Annotated in this window: 16 protein-coding genes and 1 other RNA gene; 2 read left to right on the forward strand and 15 right to left on the reverse strand. The window is 64.0% G+C overall.

The features are described from left to right. Positions 1-12 precede the first annotated feature (12 nt). From bfr to EJ074_RS13045, 3 genes are all read right to left on the reverse strand, one after another. Complete coding sequence (bfr, locus tag EJ074_RS13035; RefSeq protein WP_095806571.1) at positions 13-498, reverse strand: bacterioferritin; 486 nt, start codon at positions 496-498, stop codon at positions 13-15. Continuing rightward, the gene (locus tag EJ074_RS13040; protein ID WP_095806572.1) at positions 464-775 is read right to left on the reverse strand and encodes a (2Fe-2S)-binding protein; all 312 of its coding nucleotides are present in this window, start codon (positions 773-775) and stop codon (positions 464-466) included. Before EJ074_RS13040 ends, bfr begins: the two co-directional genes overlap by 35 nt. A gap of 105 nt (positions 776-880) precedes the next feature. Further along, positions 881-2,170 (reverse strand): imelysin family protein, encoded by a 1,290-nt coding sequence (locus EJ074_RS13045; RefSeq protein WP_129553504.1) that lies wholly within the window; start codon positions 2,168-2,170, stop codon positions 881-883. 433 nt (positions 2,171-2,603) lie between these two features. On the opposite strand from EJ074_RS13045, the gene EJ074_RS13050 reads away from it, so the two are divergent. Continuing rightward, positions 2,604-3,857, forward strand: coding sequence for an FAD-dependent oxidoreductase (locus EJ074_RS13050; RefSeq protein ID WP_095806574.1), 1,254 nt, complete (start codon positions 2,604-2,606; stop codon positions 3,855-3,857). Between the two features lie 55 nt (positions 3,858-3,912). Here EJ074_RS13050 and EJ074_RS13055 read toward each other — a convergent pair whose 3' ends face one another. The 12 genes from EJ074_RS13055 to ffs all read right to left on the reverse strand — a co-directional run bounded on the left by EJ074_RS13055 (position 3,913) and on the right by ffs (position 16,755). Next, on the reverse strand, positions 3,913-5,190 hold the full coding sequence (locus tag EJ074_RS13055) for a 4-aminobutyrate--2-oxoglutarate transaminase (protein ID WP_129553505.1): 1,278 nt from the start codon (positions 5,188-5,190) through the stop codon (positions 3,913-3,915). Between the two features lie 142 nt (positions 5,191-5,332). Then, on the reverse strand, positions 5,333-6,082 hold the full coding sequence (locus EJ074_RS13060; protein ID WP_095806780.1) for an ABC transporter ATP-binding protein: 750 nt from the start codon (positions 6,080-6,082) through the stop codon (positions 5,333-5,335). Then, positions 6,079-6,924 (reverse strand): ABC transporter ATP-binding protein, encoded by an 846-nt coding sequence (locus EJ074_RS13065; RefSeq protein WP_129553506.1) that lies wholly within the window; start codon positions 6,922-6,924, stop codon positions 6,079-6,081. The genes EJ074_RS13060 and EJ074_RS13065 overlap by 4 nt, the downstream gene beginning before the upstream one ends. Continuing rightward, entirely contained in the window at positions 6,921-7,847 is a 927-nt protein-coding gene (nikC, locus tag EJ074_RS13070) for a nickel transporter permease (protein WP_095806577.1), read from the reverse strand. The genes EJ074_RS13065 and nikC overlap by 4 nt, the downstream gene beginning before the upstream one ends. 208 nt (positions 7,848-8,055) lie before the next feature. Beyond that, positions 8,056-9,117, reverse strand: a complete 1,062-nt coding sequence (locus EJ074_RS13075) for an ABC transporter permease (protein WP_165350075.1) — start codon at positions 9,115-9,117, stop codon at positions 8,056-8,058. Positions 9,118-9,141: 24 nt separating this feature from the next. Beyond that, the gene (locus tag EJ074_RS13080) at positions 9,142-10,770 is read right to left on the reverse strand and encodes an ABC transporter substrate-binding protein (protein ID WP_176478387.1); all 1,629 of its coding nucleotides are present in this window, start codon (positions 10,768-10,770) and stop codon (positions 9,142-9,144) included. A 271-nt stretch (positions 10,771-11,041) separates the two neighbouring features. Beyond that, positions 11,042-12,319 (reverse strand): lytic murein transglycosylase, encoded by a 1,278-nt coding sequence (locus tag EJ074_RS13085; RefSeq protein ID WP_095806580.1) that lies wholly within the window; start codon positions 12,317-12,319, stop codon positions 11,042-11,044. 172 nt (positions 12,320-12,491) lie between these two features. Further along, a complete protein-coding gene (gene recR, locus EJ074_RS13090) occupies positions 12,492-13,097 on the reverse strand; it encodes a recombination mediator RecR (protein ID WP_095806581.1) in 606 nt (201 codons plus the stop codon). Positions 13,098-13,213: 116 nt separating this feature from the next. Next, a complete protein-coding gene (locus EJ074_RS13095) occupies positions 13,214-14,161 on the reverse strand; it encodes a cell wall hydrolase (protein ID WP_095806582.1) in 948 nt (315 codons plus the stop codon). A gap of 216 nt (positions 14,162-14,377) precedes the next feature. After that, positions 14,378-14,701 (reverse strand): YbaB/EbfC family nucleoid-associated protein, encoded by a 324-nt coding sequence (locus EJ074_RS13100; protein ID WP_095806583.1) that lies wholly within the window; start codon positions 14,699-14,701, stop codon positions 14,378-14,380. A gap of 18 nt (positions 14,702-14,719) precedes the next feature. Beyond that, the gene (locus tag EJ074_RS13105) at positions 14,720-16,552 is read right to left on the reverse strand and encodes a DNA polymerase III subunit gamma/tau (RefSeq protein ID WP_095806584.1); all 1,833 of its coding nucleotides are present in this window, start codon (positions 16,550-16,552) and stop codon (positions 14,720-14,722) included. A gap of 106 nt (positions 16,553-16,658) precedes the next feature. Further along, positions 16,659-16,755, reverse strand: an RNA gene (gene ffs, locus EJ074_RS13110) — signal recognition particle sRNA small type. 179 nt (positions 16,756-16,934) lie between these two features. Between ffs and EJ074_RS13115 the strand changes: the two genes are divergently transcribed. Beyond that, a complete protein-coding gene (locus tag EJ074_RS13115; protein ID WP_095806585.1) occupies positions 16,935-17,354 on the forward strand; it encodes an HIT family protein in 420 nt (139 codons plus the stop codon).

Genomic DNA, 17,354 nt, shown 5'->3' on the forward strand with positions numbered 1-17,354 from the left:
TCCCGCATGTCCTTACTCCGCCTCGTTGGCCGAATCGGCGTTGAGCTGGCCGTATTTTTCCTCGCCGATCGAGGCGAGCAGGTCGAGCTGCGTCTCCAGGAAATCGATATGGCCTTCCTCGTCGGCCAGCAGTTCCTCGAAAAGTTTCATCGACACGTAGTCGCCCGCCTCCTGGCAGATATCGCGCGAGCGCTTGTAGGCCGTGCGCGCGTCATATTCGCCGGCAAGATCGGATTCGAGCACTTCCTTCACATTCTGCCCGATGCGCAACGGCGCGACGGACTGAAGGTTCGGATGCCCTTCGAGGAAAATGATGCGGGCCACCAGCCGGTCGGCGTGGTGCATCTCCTCTATCGATTCCGCCCGTTCCTTCTTCGCCAGCTTGGTGTATCCCCAGTCCTCGAGCAGGCGGTAGTGGACCCAGTATTGGTTGACGGCACCAAGCTCCAGAAACAGAGCTTCGTTAAGCCGCTCGATGACCTGCGGTTCGCCTTTCATGGGTTCTGCTCCCGAATTGGCCGCGCAAGCCTCTGACGCGGTCCAGATGTGAAACGATGTCCACGCCGCCCACCTCCGAACGGGCATGGTAGTTTTCGGTGACCCGAATGATCGTTTCCACCACATTTGGGAAGCAGCCGCAACAGCGGCCGCGCTTGTGCATGGCGTGATAGACCTTCGCCGGCACGATAAGCTGCCAGGGATCTTCATCAAGCAGTGCGATGATCGTCTGCTCGATCTCCTTTTCAGTGATGATGTTGCAATGACAGATCAGCATTCACTTGCCCTGGCTGACGGCGCCGCCCGGCACCGTTGGCTGGTTCTCAATCAATCATGATTTTGTCCAAAAACCGACTTCCACCTTCTGGGAATAGGCGCAGGCTTATTTGAACACCTTGTCCGGAGCATCGAGGCTGTCCGAGCCCTCGAAGGCGATCGCGTTGAGCTTCAGGGAACCGACGGCGCGCTCGATGGACTTGGTCTGGTCGACCAGCGCGTCGATTGCCGCCTGCACGGTGGCGTTGCCTTCAACGTTGCCCTCGGCGATCTGCTGGTCATAGGCCTCGCCGGCCACGGCGCGGGCCTTGATCGCTTCCATTCTGGCGACGGTCACCTCCAGCTTGCCGGACAGTTCCTGGTCGATCGCCGGGTCTGCTGCCTTCACCATGTCGGACACGGAAGGCCCCGAGACGACGGTGCCATCGAGCCGGGTGTAGCTCGCATGATAGGCGGCGCGAATGCCGGTCGCGTCGTAGAGGTGCGAGTTGTAGGTGTTGTCGGAAAAGCAATCGTGCTCCTCTTCCGGATCATGCAGCAGAAGGCCAAGCTTCATGCGCTCGCCGGCGAGTTCGCCGTAGGAGAGCGAGCCCATGCCGGTGAAGATCGCCGAGATGGCGGCGCTCGGCTCGCCGTCGATGAGGTTCTTGCGCGCGGCGCCGTCTTCCTTCCAGTCGTCGACCATCTCCTGCAGGTCGGACACCAGCAGGTCGCTCGCCGACTTCAGATATTCGGCGCGGCGGTCGCAATTGCCGCCGGTGCAGTTCTTGAGATCGTAGTCCGTGTAGGGCCGCTCGCCGGCGCCGGGGCCGGTGCCGTGCAGGTCCTGGCCCCAGAGCAGGAATTCGATGGCATGGTAGCCGGTTGCGACATTGGCCTCGACGCCGCCGGCTTCCTGCAGCGTACCGGACAGGAACTCGGGCGAAAGCTTGGAGGCGTCGACTTTCTTGCCGTTGATCTCGATCTCCTTATTGGCGATCACATTGGCGGTATAGAGCGAATTGGTGTCGGACTCGGTGCCGTAGCTCTTGGCGACATAGTCGATCAAGCCTTCATCCAGGGGCCAGGAATTCACCTTGCCTTCCCAGTCGTCGACGATCTTGTTGCCGAAGCGGTAGACCTCGGTCTGCTGATACGGGACGCGCGCCGCCTTCCAGGCCTCGCGGGCCGCGTTCAGCGTCTCCGTCGAAGGCTTGGCCAGCAAAGCGTCGACCGCCTTGTCGAGCGCCTGCGCCGTGGTCAGCGAGTCCTGGTATTTGGCGAGCGCGATGTCGGCATAGGTCTTGATGACGGCCTTGGCGTCGGTCTCAGCCTTGGCCGGCAGCACGAACACCGCCGCCGTCAGCGCGGCCGTGGCGCAGATCGCAGCCAAGCGGCCGCCATTACGGGTTGTCATTATCGTTCTCCAGTTCCTTGGGAATTCGGTAAAAGGCGCGCGCGCCAAGCCGTGCCGAAACGTGGGCATGCCGCCGGGCAAAAGATAAGCCGCGCCAACGCGCGGTTCGCGGAAGAAAGACACCAATGCCTCCAATCGAAAGGGTTCAAGGCCCAGACATCAAAGGGATGCGCCCGCGGCGCAGGGCCTCCATAAACCGACGAAGACGCCGGAAGTCAACTGGCGCGCCACAGAAAAATCAATTGAAACAACTGTTTAGAATTATTCTAAACTAGAACTGTCAACTTTATCTGCCGCATTATGCCCTGCCGATGCGGAATCCTTGCGGTTGACAGGCAGCCATTCTGGGTGCGACCCGGACCAAGGCACTTGCGGCGGCGGCAGACAATCGCCACCTGCCGGAAAATCCTAGATTTGAAGGCAAAGGATTGCGATGACGAACGGGGTTGTGATTGTCGGTGCCGGTCATGCCGGGGTGCAGGCGGCCGCGAGCCTTCGCGAGGAAGGCTATGACGGGCCGGTCATCCTGATCGGCGACGAAAACGAACTGCCCTATCACAAGCCGCCGCTGTCCAAGACCTTCATCAAGGATGCCGAAGCAAAACCGCAGCCTCTGCGCGGCGAAGCCTTCTATTCCGGCAGCAGCATCGACTATCGGCCGGGCTTGCGGATCGACAGGATCGATGTCGGCGCGCGCAGGCTGGACGTGGCGGGCGGCGGGATGCTCCCCTTCGATCGGCTGGTGCTTGCGACCGGCTCCCGCCCGCGTCTGCTCAAGCTCGAGGGCGCGGAACTCGCCGGGGTGGTTTCGCTGCGCTCGTTGGGCGACGCGCGCCTGATCCGCGAACTCAGTGCGCACAGCGAGGATGTCGTCATCCTCGGCGGCGGCTTCATCGGTTTGGAAATCGCGGCGACGCTCAGGGCCGCCGGTCGCAAGGTCACTGTCGTCGAGGCCCTCGACCGGCTGCTAGGCCGGGCGGTGGCGCCGGTGATCGCGGCGCATGTGCGCCAGCGCCTTGAGGCGATGGGCGTGCGCGTGCTGACCGGCACGACCGTTGCCCGTCTGGAAGGCGAAGGCGGACGCGTCTCGGCCGCGATCACATCGAGCGGCGAGCGCCTGGCGGCGCAACTGGTCATCATCGGCATCGGCGTGGTGCCCAATGTCGAGCTGGCGGAAGCCGCCGGCATCGCGATCGGCAACGGTATCCGCGTCGACCATCATATGCAGAGCTCGATCCCGGAAATCCTCGCCATCGGCGACGCCGCCTCCTACCGGCACTGGTTCACCGGCGGTGACGTGCGGCTGGAATCGGTGCAGAACGCCACCGACCAGGCGCGGCTTGCCGCGCGCACCATCCTCGGACACGCCGAGCCCTATTCCGCCGTGCCGTGGTTCTGGTCGGATATCGGCGACATGAAGCTGCAGATGGTCGGACTGACGCAAGGCGGCGACAGCCACGTGGTGCTGGGCGAGCCAGCCGAGAACAAGTTCTCGATCTATCATTATGCGGGCAACCGGCTGCTCGGCATCGAATCCGTCAACCGTCCGGCGGATCACATGCTCGGCCGCAAGATGCTCGGCGCCGGTTTTTCGCCGACGCCGCAGACAGTCGCGGGCGGGCCGGACGCGCTGAAGGCAGCGCTTGCCGCTTTCAGTCAGAACGAACCGGCACGGGCGGCGGGTTAAGCCGGCTTGCTGCAGAGCATGGTCTTTTCCGAAAGTCGGTTCTCAGCTTTCGGGATTATGCCGCGCGCGCCTCGCGGATCGAGCTCTCCAGAATATCCAGCGCCTCGTTCATGACGCCGTCCTGGATGGTTATCGGCGACAGGAAGCGGATGACGTTGCCGTAGACGCCGCAGGTGAGCAGGATGAGGCCCTTGTCGAGGGCCTTCAGCCTCACCGCATTGGCGAATTCCGCCGACGGCAGGCCTTTCTTGACGTCGTTGAACTCGACCGCGTTCATGAAGCCCGGTCCGCGGATGTCGACGATCTCCGGCACGTCATCGCGGATGGAAACCAACCTCTGCTTCAGCCGGCTGCCCAGCGCGTTGGCACGGTCGCAGAGCTTTTCCTCCTCGATGACGTCGAGCACCGCATGGGCGGCGGCGACGCCGATCGGGCTGCCGCCATAGGTGCCGCCGAGCCCGCCCGGGCCCGGCGCATCCATGATCTCGGCGCGGCCGGTCACAGCCGCCAGCGGGAAGCCGCCGGCCAGGCTCTTGGCCATGGTGGTGAGATCGGGCGCGACGTCGTGATGCTCCATGGCGAACATCTTGCCGGTGCGGGCAAAGCCGGTCTGCACCTCGTCGGCAACGAGCAGGATGCCGTGCTGGTCGCAGATCTTGCGCAACGCCGCCATGAAGTCGCGCGGCGCTTCGTAGAAGCCGCCCTCTCCCTGCACCGGCTCGACGATGATGGCGGCGACCCTGCCCGGATCGACATCGGCCTTGAACAGCTTGTCGAGCGCGGCGAGCGAATCCGCGACCGAGACGCCACGCAGCGCCACCGGGAACGGCGCATGGAAGACATCGGCCGGCATGGCGCCGAAGCCGACCTTGTAGGGCACGACCTTGCCGGTCAGCGCCATGCCCATGAAGGTGCGGCCGTGGAAACCGCCGGAGAAGGCAATAACCGCCTGGCGGCCGGTGGCGTTGCGGGCAATCTTGATCGCGTTCTCGACCGCTTCGGCGCCGGTGGTGACGAAGATGGTCTTCTTGTCGAACTTGCCCGGCAGAATGCCGTTCAGACGTTCGGCCAATCGCACATAGCTCTCGTAGGGCACGACCTGGTGGCAGGTGTGGGTGAAGCGGTCGAGCTGAGCCTTGACGGCCTCGATCACCTTCGGATGCCGGTGACCGGTGTTGACCACGGCGATGCCGGAGGAGAAGTCGATGTAGCGACGGCCTTCGACATCCCAGATTTCCGAATTCTCGGCCCGGTCGGCATAGATCTGCGTCGTCATGCCGACGCCGCGCGAGATCGACTGGTTCTTGCGTTCGGAAATGGCCGAATTCTTCATATCGTCCCTCATCGGGGGTGCAAAGCCCGTTCGTGTTGATGCCGCTGAACCTGTTCTGAGCTTATTTCACGTTTTGCTCAAGTCAGCACCAGAGCCCAGTCGATTGGGCCTGCGAACCTCCTGCCGCCGCGGAAAAGGCCGCTCAGGCCGTCCGGACAAAGCCCTCGGAAGCCCTGAGCAGGTTGCGCGTGTAGTCTTGGCTGACGCGATGGCCGATCAGCTGGCTCGCGGTCAGCGTCTCGACCGCCTCGCCGTTCTGCATCACCATCAGCCGCTCGCACATATGGGTGATGATGGCGAGGTCGTGGCTGACCATCAGGAAGGTGAGCTTGCGCCGCCGCCGCACTTCTTCGAGCAGGTTGAGCACCTCCGCCTGCACCGAGGCGTCGAGCGCCGAGGTCGGCTCGTCGAGCAGCAGGATCGATGGCTCCAGGATCAGAGCCCGGGCGATGGCGACGCGCTGGCGCTGACCGCCGGAGAGCTGGTGCGCGTAGCGGAAGCGGAAGCCCTTGCCGAGACCGACCTCGTCGAGCGCGCGCTCGATGCGCTTCTCGCCGTCGGCAACGCCATGAATGGCTAAAGGCTCCTGCAGCAGCCGGTCGACGGTCTGGCGCGGATGCAGGGAGCCGTACGGATCCTGGAAGACCATCTGCACGTCACGATAAAATGCCTTGTCGCGGCTTTTGCCGAGCGTCTTGCCGTTGACGGTGATGGTCCCGGACGAGACGGGCGCCAGGCCGGTAATGGCCTTGAGAAGCGTCGACTTGCCTGAACCGCTCTCGCCGACCAATCCGTAGGATTCACCTTCCCTCACTTCGAGGCTGACGCCCTTCAGCGCACGAAAGCGATCGAAGATCACCTCCGCTGCCTCGATAACAATAGCGGCCGTCACGCCGCCCACTCCGGCTTGCGGTCGAGGACCGGCAGCGGATGGCGTTCGAAGCCGATCCTCGGCATGCAGTTGAGCAGGCCGCGCGTATAGGGATGCTGCGCATCGCGCAGCTCGGACGCCTTAAGCTGCTCGACCACCTTGCCGGCATACATGACGACGACGCGATCGCAGAAGGAGGAGACCAGGCGCAAATCGTGCGAGATGAAGATCAATCCCATGCCGCGCTCGGCGACCAGCCGGTCGAGAATGTTCAGGACATCGAGCTGAACGGTTACGTCGAGCGCCGAGGTCGGCTCGTCGGCGATCATCAGTTCCGGCCCGGCGATCAGCATCATGGCGATCATGGCGCGCTGGCCCATGCCGCCCGAGACCTCATGCGGGTGCAGGTCGAAGACGCGGGCCGGGTCGCGGATCTGCACCGCCCGCAACATCGCCAACGCGCGCTCGCGCGCCTCGGCCCTGGACACCTTCTCATGCGTGCGCAGCGTCTCGACGATCTGACGGCCGATGGTCATCACCGGATCGAGCGAATATTTCGGATCCTGCAGGATCATGGCGATGCGATTGCCCCGCAGCGCCCGTCGCTGGCTGACCGATGCCGAAAGCAGATCGATGCCGTCGAAGCTGAGCCTCTTGGCCGACACCTCAGCCTGGGGCGGGGTCAGCCCCATGGTGGCGCGGCCGGTCTGCGACTTGCCGGAGCCGCTCTCGCCGACGATGCCCAGACGTTCGCGGCCTAGCGAGAAGGTGACGCCGCGGACCGCCTGCACGACGCCGGTGCGGGTCGGAAAGGTGACGCGCAGGTCGTCGACTTCGAGAAGCGTGTTCTTGTCACCGCTCATTGGTCGCCGCTCCGGGGATCGAGCGCGTCGCGCAGGCCGTCGCCGAGCAGGTTGAAGCCCAGGCTGACCACGAGGATCGCGGCTCCCGGCGCGGCGGCCACCCACCACTGGTCAAGGATGAAGCGACGGCCCGACGCGATCATCGCGCCCCATTCGGGCAGCGGCGGCTGCGCCCCGAGGCCGAGGAAGCCGAGGCCGGCGGCGGTCAGAATGATACCGGCCATGTCGAGCGTCACCCGGATGATCAACGATGAGATGCACAGCGGCATGATGTGGCGCAGCACGATGCGGAAGGGCGAGGCGCCCATCAGCTGCACCGCCTTGATGTAGTCGGAGTTGCGCACCGTCAGCGTCTCGGCGCGCGCGATGCGCGCGTAGGGCGGCCAGGAGGTGATGGCGATCGCCAGCACCGCGTTCTCGATGCCCGGACCGAGGGCCGCGACGAAGGCAAGCGCCAGCACCAGCTTCGGAAAGGCGAGGAAGATGTCGGTGATGCGCATCAGAATCGCATCGATCCAGCCGCTGGCATAGCCGGCCACGGTGCCTACGAGCAGGCCGATGGGCGCGGCGATGACTGCGACGAGGATCACGACATAGAGCGTCCAGCGCGAACCATAGATGATGCGCGAATAGATATCGCGGCCAAGATCGTCGGTGCCGAACCAGTGCACGGCGCCGGGCGGAAGCAGGCGGGCATTCTTGAGATCGCCGACGGTCGGCGAATAGGGCGCCAGCACATCGGCAAAGGCAGCAACCACCAAGAGCCCGATGATGATCAACAGGCCGACTAAAGCCAGCCGGTTGGCTGAGAAGCGCCGCCACGCCACATAGGCGCGGCCGAGCCTTGCCTGAACGCGCGAAGCCGGCCGTTCGCTGAGCAGCCATTCGCGGCGGGAGAGGGGGGCGGCGTCGGAGGCGGTCATGACGATGCCTCTTGAGGCTGTCGACCCCCACTCCGGTCTGCTTCGCAGACCACCTCTTCCCCGTTCGACGGAGCGGTCGACGGGGAAGAGGAAAGGCGCCAAGCGGGCGACCAGCTTTTCCTCTCCCCCGGGCAGGGGGAGAGGTGGCCCGAAGGGCCGGAGTGGGGGTGGTTGGCCGCAGCCAAGCCCGAAAGTGCGATACCCCTGCTCATCCGGCCTTGGTCCTTGGATCGAGCAGTCGGTAGAGCAGATCGGACAGAAGGTTGATGGCGATAAAGACCGAACCGATGATGATGGTGCCGCCGAGCACCGCGTTCATGTCGGCGTTCTGCAGCGAATTGGTGATATAGAGGCCGATCCCGGGCCAGGAGAACACGGTCTCGGTCAGCACCGAGCCTTCGAGCAGGCTCGCATAGGACAGCGCTATTACCGTCACCATCGGCACCGCGGCATTGCGCAGGGCATGAGCCCAGATGACGCGCGTTTCGGACAGGCCCTTGGCGCGCGCGGCGACGATGTATTCCTGCGCCAGCTCGTTCAGCATGAAGGAGCGCGTCATGCGGCTGATATAGGCAAGCGCGAAATAGCCGAGCAGCGAGGCCGGCAGGATGATGTGGCGGAAAGCGTCGTAGAAGACGTCCCACTGGCCCTGCATCGCCGCATCGAGGAGATAGAAGCCGGTGACTGGCGTAAAGCTGTACTCGTAGACGACGTCGAGCCGCGCCGGAAACGCGACCCATTGCAGCTTGGCGTAGAACAGGACGAGGCCAAGAAGCCCAAGCCAGAAGATCGGCACGGAATAACCGATCAGGCCGATGATGCGCACGATCTGATCGACCAAGCTGCCGCGCCGGACCGCTGCCAGCACGCCGAGCGGCACGCCGATGACGGCGCCGATGATGGTGCCCAGCGTGGCGAGCTCGATCGTCGCCGGAAAGACGCGGCGGATGTCCGACATCACCGGATTGGTGGTCAGGACCGAGGTACCGAAATCGCCGTTGAGGGCGCTTTTGACGTAGATATAGAACTGCTCGATCAGCGGCAGGTCGAGACCCATCTCGCGACGCGTACGCTCGACAACGGCCGTCGGGGCCCTATCGCCGAGCACGGCCAGCACCGGATCGATCGGGATGACGCGGCCAATGAAGAACGTGACCGCGAGAAGACCTAGATAGGTCGTTACCGCGATCACCAGGAAACTCCCGAGCGACGATAGAATGGCGACGCCGCGGGCGCTGCCGCGCCCGGCCGTCGCCTGGGTTTCAGCCACGCTCACGTGGCGCGCCCGCTGACACTATTCCTTCGAAACCGCGCCGACGAAGTTGGTGTCGAAGCTCGGGCCGAGCGCAAAGCCTTTGAGGCTTTTGCGCAGTCCAGCCACTTCCAGCTGCTGATGGATGATGACGAAGGGGCTGGTGTCGAGGATCTTCTGCTGCAGGTCCTTGTACATGTCTGCACGCTTGCCCGAGTCCTTCTCCAGCAGCGCTGCTTCGGTCTCCTTGGTCAGGTCCGGAATATCCCAGGCATTGCGCCAGGCGAGCGTCTTGATCTTGGCGCCGTCGGAATTGTCCGGGTTCGAGGCGAAGGTCTGCGCGTTCGAGTTCGGATCGAAATAGTCCTGGCCCCACTGGCCGATATAGATGTCATGGTTGCGGGCGCGGTACTTGGTCAGCGTCTGCTTGCCGTCGCCCGGGATGATCTCCAGTTTGATGCCGGCCTGTCCCAACGTCTGCTGGATCGATTCCGCCATGCCTGTCTCGGGCTGTTTGCTGCGCACGTCCATGGTCACGCTGAAGCCGTCCGGCAGGCCGGCCTTGGCGAGCAGTTCCTTGGCCTTGGCGACATCCAGCTTGAAGGGATTGTCGTCGACGGCGCCGAGGTCGCCCTTGGGCAGGAACGACTGGTGGATCTCGCCGATGCCCTTGAGGATGGTCGAGCTCAGGGCATCATAGTCGACCAGATACTTGAATGCCTGTCGAACCTCGGGCTTAGCGAGATTCGGGTTCTTCTGGTTGAGGCTGATATAATAGACCGTGCCCTTGGGCGCGCTCGTCGTCGTCAGATCGGCGTTCTTGGCGACGGCGTCGAGGTCGTTCGGCTCGAGGTTGCGGGCGACATCGATATCGCCGGCCTCCAGCGCCAGACGCTGCGCCGAGCTTTCCTTCATGTAGCGGTAGATGACGCGGGCGAGCTTGGCCTTCTCGCCATTGTAATTGTCGTTGCGTTCCAGCACGACGGCCTCATTGGCGCGCCACTCACGCAGCTTGAACTGGCCGGAGCCGGCATAGCCGGTCTTCAGCCAGGCATTGCCGAAGTCATTGTCCCATTTGTAGTCGGCGCTCGGTGTGACGGCAGCGACATGTTCCTTGACCAGCTTGCTGTCGACGACTGAGGCGACGGTGGCCGACAGGCAGTTGAGCACGAAGCTCGGCGCATAGGCCTTGTCGACGACGAACTGGAAGGTGGTGTCGTCGACCGCCTTGGCCTTTTCGGTGACGTTGTCGCCGCTGATGCCGAACTGGTTGATGATGAATGCCGGGCTCTTGTCCAGCTTGATGGCGCGCTCGAAGGAATAGGCGACATCCGCTGCTGTGATCGGGTTGCCGGAGGCGAACTTCATGCCGGGTTTGAGCTTGAAGGTATAGGTCAGGCCGTCGTCGGAAACGGTCCAGCTCTCCGCAAGGTCGCCCTTGACCTTGGAGGTATCGCTGAGGTCGAGCCGGACCAGCAGATCATAGGTGTTGCCGGTGACCTCTGCGGTCGATAGCTCGAACGCCTCGCCCGGATCCATGGTGATGATGTCGTCGAACGCGAAACCTTCGACCAGCGTGTCGGCGGGCGTGACGGCGAAAGCAGGCGCCGTGAGCAGCGCAGCCATCGCCGCGCCAGCAAGCAAGCCACGGAAAGCAAACTTTTCCAGCATCATGGTGATCGTTCCCTGTTTTGTTGAGCTGAGTTCCCGGCTCAGAATTGCATTATTCTTCTCGAAGCCGACAGCGGCTTGGACCACGTAGCGTCGTGTTTTTTGTCCAGTTGGTCAACACCCTATTCGGCGGTGCTCGAACCAGCAGCGCCTATCTGCAAGACAGCTTATTGGACCAGGACGGACAGCTAAGCGTCCAACTCTACGCGGCTATTTAAAGCCGCCGAACGGAAAGAATTTGCTCACCCTAGGCGACGCCGGGATGTCGCCGCTACTGCAGTTGCGCAACCAGCGCTGCGTCGGGAAAGCAGGTGGCGGCCCTGCCGTTCTTCGCCTGCCATGCGCCGATCGAGCGGCGCGTCTTGAAGCCGGGCAGGCCGTCGGCACTGCCGACATCGTAGCCTTTGGCCTCCAGCGCCCGTTGCAAGGCGGCGATGTCGGAACGATGCAGATCGCCGACCGCGCCCCAGGCGCCGGCGAAAGTGGCGTCGCCCTTGGCGATGCGATCGGCGGCATGGCCGATGAACAGCGCGTAGAGGTCGCTGGTGTTGTATTCCTTCAGCACGTAGAAATTCGGCGTGACGATGAAGGCTGGACCGTTGCGGCCGGCGGGCATGAGCAGGAAGCCCTCGGCCTTCAGCTCGCTCGCCGGGAACGCCCTGCCGCCGACGCGCGCAATGCCCATCGCCGCCCAGTCGGCAATCTTCTTGCCCTGATCGGGGCCTTCGAGCGAGCAGGAGACTTTCGCCGGCACCGTGACCTCGAAGCCCCAGCCACGGCCCCGGACCCAGCCATAATGGACGAGGTAGTTGGCAATCGAGGCGAGAATGTCCGGCGTCGAGTTCCAGATGTCGGGGCGGCCATCGCCGTCGAAGTCGACGGCGTGCTTGAGGAACGAAGTCGGCATGAATTGCGGCTGGCCAAGCGCACCGGCCCAGGACGACTTCATGGCGTTGACCGGAGCGAGCCCGCGCTCGACGATCTCGAGCGCAGCCAGCACCTCGGTGCGGAAGAAATCCTTCTTGGTCGACATGAACGCTTTTGTGCCCAGCACCTCGAAGGCGTCGTAGGGCATCTTGGCGGCGCCAAAACCGCTCTCCCGGCCCCAGATCGCCAGCACGACCTCACCCGGCACGCCATAGCGCTTCTCGATCAGCCCCAGCACTCGCGCATTCGCGCCCTCGCGCGTCCGACCACCGGCGGTGACGGCGCGAACGGTCCTTTCGGCGAAATAGTTGCCGGGCGGGCCGAACTCGGCCTGGTGCTGCTTCTGCGGCGTCGTCGGCTGCTCGCCGGGCATGACGAGGTCCGGCAGTTTCAGGTTCGGTTTCACCCCTAGAAAGGCAGCGTCGAAGGTCTTCTTGGAGATGCCTTTGGTTTTGGCCTCGGGCCAAAGGTCTGTCTGCAGCCAGGAGCGGAACTGGTCGTCGATGGGGGCGGCGAGGGAGGGGGTGGGGAGGAAGACACTGAGTAGTGCGAGCAGAAGAAGCACAACGCTGAACCTGGAAAAGCCGCGTTCTGTCGCGCCCCCCTCTGTCCTGCCGGACATCTCCCCCACTTGGGGGGAGATTGACGGTCGCGTCGGCTTTCGCCAATCGCCAGCGCTGCAGGAAGAGCGCCGAGGGCGAAACTGCCAATCTCCCCCCTCGTGGGGGAGATGTCCGGCAGGACAGAGGGGGGCGCGAAGGAATGCTGTCATTGCCAGACTACCCCCCAATCCCTCAAAACACCGTCCTCGAACGCAGCGCCGCGGCGAGCGTGCCTTCGTCGAGATAGTCGAGCTCGCCGCCGACCGGAACGCCATGCGCGAGCCTGGTCACCTTGACCGCGAAGCCCGACAGTTGGTCGGTCAGGTAATGCGCCGTGGTCTGACCCTCGACGGTGGCGTTGACGGCGAGGATGACTTCCTTCACCTCGCCGCCGGCGATGCGGTCGACCAGGGAGCGGATGTTGAGCTGGTCGGGGCCGATGCCGTCGAGCGGCGACAGCGTGCCGCCGAGCACGTGATAGCGCACGTTCATGGCCGCCGCGCGCTCCAGCGCCCAGAGGTCGGAGACATCCTCCACGACGATCAACGTGCCGGCATCGCGGCGCGGATCGGTGCAGATCATGCAGGGGTCGGACGTATCGACATTGCCGCAGGTCGAGCAGATGCGCACCTTGTCGACCGCCTCGCCCATGGCGGCCGCGAGCGGCGCGAGCAGTTGCTCTTTCTTCTTGATGAGATGGAGGGCCGCGCGCCGTGCCGAGCGCGGACCGAGCCCCGGCACCTTGGCCAGAAGCTGGATCAGGCGTTCGATCTCCGGACCGGCGATTCGTTTCGACATCGCTCTGGTCTAGAGCAATTCCAGAAAAAGTGCGAAGCGGTTTTCCGCCCGCAATCGCGTCAAAACGAAAAGCCCGACGCCTTGCTGCCGAGGCGGGTCGTCGAAGACGGGACCGTTCAGTAGGTTTGGAGCGGCCGGCTCTGGCTGACGATCAGCGCGCCGATCGCGTCGGTGTTCTCAGGCGTCGACTGGAAGCCCATCGCCGCTTCCTGCGGAGCGCTCGGCACCGAAGTGATATAGCGGCCCTTCAACGAGCCGCCGAAGCGGGACGCGTCCGGCTCCTCCATCGGCTCCTGCATGGCCACCACCGTCTGCTTCGCCGTGACGCGGCCGGACTTCTGCGCCGGCGCGATAGACGCGGTCACATAGGTCTCGGCCGGCGCGGCAGCCGAATTCATGCCGGCCTGCTTGGCCGGATCCGGATGCACGATCGTCTTGACCACCGGCTCGGCGGAAGCAACCAGCACCGGCGCGGCAGGCGCGGTTTTCTGCGGTGCGGCCGCGGCCAGGGCGACCGTCGGTTCGTCCGGCAACGGCCGCCAGTTGCGGCCGCGCTTCTCATAGAAGGCATTGCCGCCGGCGACCATCGTGTAGTGCATGTTGTTATATGGGAAACGCAGGCCGGCGGTATGGAAGAACATCGTGTTCTTGAGCTTGGCCTTGCGCTCGCCCTTGAGCACCGCCTCGGCCGCCTCCTCGACGTCGGGCAGCGCCCTCGAGTTCATCGGCCGCGTCAGCACGCCGGGGGCGAACTGGCCCTTCTCGCCGACCACCTCGCAGATCGTGCTGCCATGCTGGCCCGAACGCAGCCTGTTCATCACCACCGTTCCGACGGCGATCATGCCGTCGCGGCTCGACCGGTTGGACTCGAAGAACATCGCCCTTTGCAGGCACTCTTTGTCCTTCATCGTGTAGGAACGCGAGCTCAGAAAGCTCGGCGTGACGGCGTCGGCCAGGCTCGCCACCGACATGCCATGTGAGGTGGTCTGGCTGCAGCCGGCCAGAAACAAGGGGGAAGTGACGATGCCGATAAGCAGCGGCGTCTTCCATCGCGTCGCGATCAACAAAAAAGCCTCATTTCCAGATGCCAGCCCGCCCCGAGATGTGGCAAGAATGAGACTCTTTCAGGCAAAAAGATGGCTAGATCGTTAGCAATATCTGGACTTGGGTAAAACTTTATGAATGTCCGGAAATGAGCCCGTGAGCAACGCCGGCAAATAGTTAATACTGCCGGCGGGGCTCGATTTCCGTTCACAATCAATTAACTGACGGCAGACGTCTCAGAACGGCAATTTCATTCCGGGCGGTATAGGCAGACCGGCGGTCAACGCCTTGGTCTTCTCCTGCATGACCTGCTCGACCTTATTTTTGGCATCATTGTGCGCGGCGAGCAGAAGGTCTTCCAGGATCTCGGCCTCATCGGCCTTAAGCAGTGACGGATCGATCTTCAGCGCCTTCATTTCGAACTTGCCGGTCAGCGTCACGCTGACCAGGCCGCCGCCCGCCTGGCCGGTTGCCTCGAGAGTCGCGATCTCGTCCTGCATGGCCTGGAACTTGGCCTGCATTTCCTTCGCTTTGCCCATCAGGCCGAGAAGATCCTTCATCCCTATGATCCTTTTGCTTCAGCTGTCTTCGTCGTCGGAAGCCGGCTCAACGGGCAGATCTGCATCGGCCGTCTCGGCTTCCGGTGTATCGGGAATGCGCACATCGATGATCTTCGCGCCGGGGAAGCGGGCGAGGATCGCGGCGACAGTCGGGTCGCTCCTGGCATCCGAGAAGGCGTTCTCGCGCTTCGTCGTCTCCATTTCGGCCAGGGTCTGGCCGCCCTCGTCCTTCGAAAGCGAGACCAGCCAGTTGCGACCGGTCCAGGCGCGCAGCTTGGACGTCAGATCGTTGAGCAGCATCTTCGGCGCGTCGTCGGTCAGGCTGACGTCGATGCGGCCGGGCTCGATGCGGACCAGCCGCACGCAGCGCTTCAAGAGCACTTTGAAGGCGATGTCGCGATTGGCGTCGGCGAGGGCTGCGATATCGGCCAGCGACTTCACCGGAACGGCGGGCGTCTCGACGACCGGCTCGGGTGCCGGAACGAAGGCCGCCGGCACGGGCTGTGCCTCGACCAGCCGCATCGTCTGCGCACCACCGTTGGAGGCCGGCATCCGCGCCTGTGCCACCGCGCTTGCGCCGCCGCCATTGCCGGGGCCTGGCACGGCTGCGCTGGCCGGCGCCCCGTTGGCGCGCGGCGCCCCACTGGCAACGGGTGCGGCATCCTCCAGCGATTTCAATGCCTCGTCGAGCGTCGGCAGGTCGGCGGCATGCGCCAGGCGGATCAGCACCATCTCGCCGGCACTGACAGGACGGTTCGAGGACTGCACCTCGGGAATGCCCTTGAGCAGCATCTGCCAGGTGCGCGACAGGACGCGCACCGACAGCGCGCTGGCGAATTCGGCGCCGCGCCGGCGCTCGTCCTCGGAAAGCGAAGCATCGTCGGCCGCGGACGGGACGAAACGCAGCCGGGTGACGAGATGGTTGAATTCGGCAAGATCGGTGAGCACGGCGGCCGGATCGGCGCCCGTATCATATTGCGCCCGGAATTCGGCCAATGCCGCCGCGACATCGCCCTTCATGACATGCTCGAACAGGTCGATGATGCGGGCGCGGTCGGCGAGCCCCAGCATGGCGCGCACGGCCTCTGCGCTCACCGCGCCGCTGCCATGGGCGATCGCCTGGTCGAGGATGGAGAGCGAATCGCGCGCCGAGCCCTCGGCGGCGCGGGCGATCATCGCCAGCGCCTCGTCGTCGACCGAGATGCCTTCCTTGGCGGCGATCGCCGCAAGATGGGCGACCAGCGCGCCGGCATCGATGCGTCGAAGATCGAAGCGCTGGCAGCGCGACAGCACGGTGATCGGCACCTTGCGGATCTCGGTGGTGGCGAAGATGAATTTGACGTGCGGCGGCGGCTCTTCCAGCGTCTTCAACAGGCCGTTGAAGGCTTGGGTGGAGAGCATGTGCACTTCGTCGATGATATAGACCTTGTAGCGGGCCGACACCGGCGCGTAGCGCACGCGGTCGATGATGTCCCTGATGTCGTCGATGCCGGTATGCGAGGCGGCGTCCATTTCGATCACGTCGACATGGCGGCCCTCCATGATCGCCTGGCAATGCTCGCCAGGGATTGAGAGGTCGACAGAGGGCTGGTCGACGGTCGCGGTCTTGTAGTTGAGCGCCCGCGCCAGGATGCGCGCCGTCGTCGTCTTGCCGACCCCGCGTACGCCGGTCAGCATCCAGGCCTGGGCGATGCGGCCTGTGGCGAAGGCATTGGTCAGCGTGCGGACCATCGGCTCCTGGCCGATCAGCTCGGAAAAATTGGAGGGACGATATTTGCGGGCCAGCACGCGATAGGCGCCGGCCTTGCCTGTCTCCAGACTTTCAGCCCCCACATTTCCGGCTTCGCTCATTCGCCGTCAAAAGCTCCAAGGACCGCGACGGAAGGCGGCCGATTCCTGCGCACAGTCTCGCCCGCACGGCTTGGCGCCGTCAATGTCGCGGGAGCAAGGCGAAGAGGCGGGAGGCTGGAACAATGACCCGTTCCGGGCTCGTTAGGGCTGCTTCCTTCCGGACCTGACCCGGTTGGCGAGTGGATCGTCCACCACCAACCTCCCGCGCTCCATATCGGCAATTCGGCGGCGAAATGCAAGGGTAGAGGTGAATGACGCGCCGGCCCCATAGGCGGGAAAGCCTTCAAATCCGCAGCAGCGGCCAATGAATCACTTGCAGCCACCTTGCCGCCGCTCTAGCGTTCAGGGTTTGAAGCATTCACAAAAAACGAAGGAAACGCCTATGCTGCCGGGCCTCAAGGCCGGATTTGCGCTGGATGCCCGGCTCGAAGCGGACAGCGAGCAGCTGATGTGGCTCGGCCTGTGCGAACTCAGGCTGATGAACGACCGGCGCTGGCCGTGGCTCATTCTGGTGCCGCAACGCCCAGGCGTAGAAGAGATTCACGAGATGACTCCGCTCGACCAGACCATGCTCATCTTCGAAACCAACATGGTGGCGCAGGCGCTGAAGAAGACGACCGGCTGCACCAAGATCAACACAGGGGCGCTCGGCAACATCGTGCGCCAGCTGCATGTCCACGTCATCGCCCGGTCCGAGGGCGATCCCGGCTGGCCCGGACCCGTTTGGGGGCACGGCATACGCGAGCCCTACAAAAGTTCCGAGATCCGTCGCTTTGCCGAAACCATCAAGGCAGCGCTATAG

The sequence above is a fragment of the Mesorhizobium sp. M3A.F.Ca.ET.080.04.2.1 genome, assembly GCF_003952525.1.
In the GTDB taxonomy this organism is placed as follows: Bacteria; Pseudomonadota; Alphaproteobacteria; order Rhizobiales; family Rhizobiaceae; genus Mesorhizobium.

Bases quoted from the DNA above. Each gene is read 5' to 3' on its own strand.
- bfr (WP_095806571.1), bottom strand. From the start codon at position 498: ATGAAAGGCGAACCGCAGGTCATCGAGCGGCTTAACGAAGCTCTGTTT.
- EJ074_RS13040 (WP_095806572.1), bottom strand. From the start codon at position 775: ATGCTGATCTGTCATTGCAACATCATCACTGAAAAGGAGATCGAGCAG.
- EJ074_RS13045 (WP_129553504.1), bottom strand. From the start codon at position 2,170: ATGACAACCCGTAATGGCGGCCGCTTGGCTGCGATCTGCGCCACGGCC.
- EJ074_RS13050 (WP_095806574.1), top strand. From the start codon at position 2,604: ATGACGAACGGGGTTGTGATTGTCGGTGCCGGTCATGCCGGGGTGCAG.
- EJ074_RS13055 (WP_129553505.1), bottom strand. From the start codon at position 5,190: ATGAAGAATTCGGCCATTTCCGAACGCAAGAACCAGTCGATCTCGCGC.
- EJ074_RS13065 (WP_129553506.1), bottom strand. From the start codon at position 6,924: ATGAGCGGTGACAAGAACACGCTTCTCGAAGTCGACGACCTGCGCGTC.
- nikC (WP_095806577.1), bottom strand. From the start codon at position 7,847: ATGACCGCCTCCGACGCCGCCCCCCTCTCCCGCCGCGAATGGCTGCTC.
- EJ074_RS13080 (WP_176478387.1), bottom strand. From the start codon at position 10,770: ATGCTGGAAAAGTTTGCTTTCCGTGGCTTGCTTGCTGGCGCGGCGATG.
- EJ074_RS13085 (WP_095806580.1), bottom strand. From the start codon at position 12,319: ATGTCCGGCAGGACAGAGGGGGGCGCGACAGAACGCGGCTTTTCCAGG.
- recR (WP_095806581.1), bottom strand. From the start codon at position 13,097: ATGTCGAAACGAATCGCCGGTCCGGAGATCGAACGCCTGATCCAGCTT.
- EJ074_RS13100 (WP_095806583.1), bottom strand. From the start codon at position 14,701: ATGAAGGATCTTCTCGGCCTGATGGGCAAAGCGAAGGAAATGCAGGCC.
- EJ074_RS13105 (WP_095806584.1), bottom strand. From the start codon at position 16,552: ATGAGCGAAGCCGGAAATGTGGGGGCTGAAAGTCTGGAGACAGGCAAG.
- EJ074_RS13115 (WP_095806585.1), top strand. From the start codon at position 16,935: ATGCTGCCGGGCCTCAAGGCCGGATTTGCGCTGGATGCCCGGCTCGAA.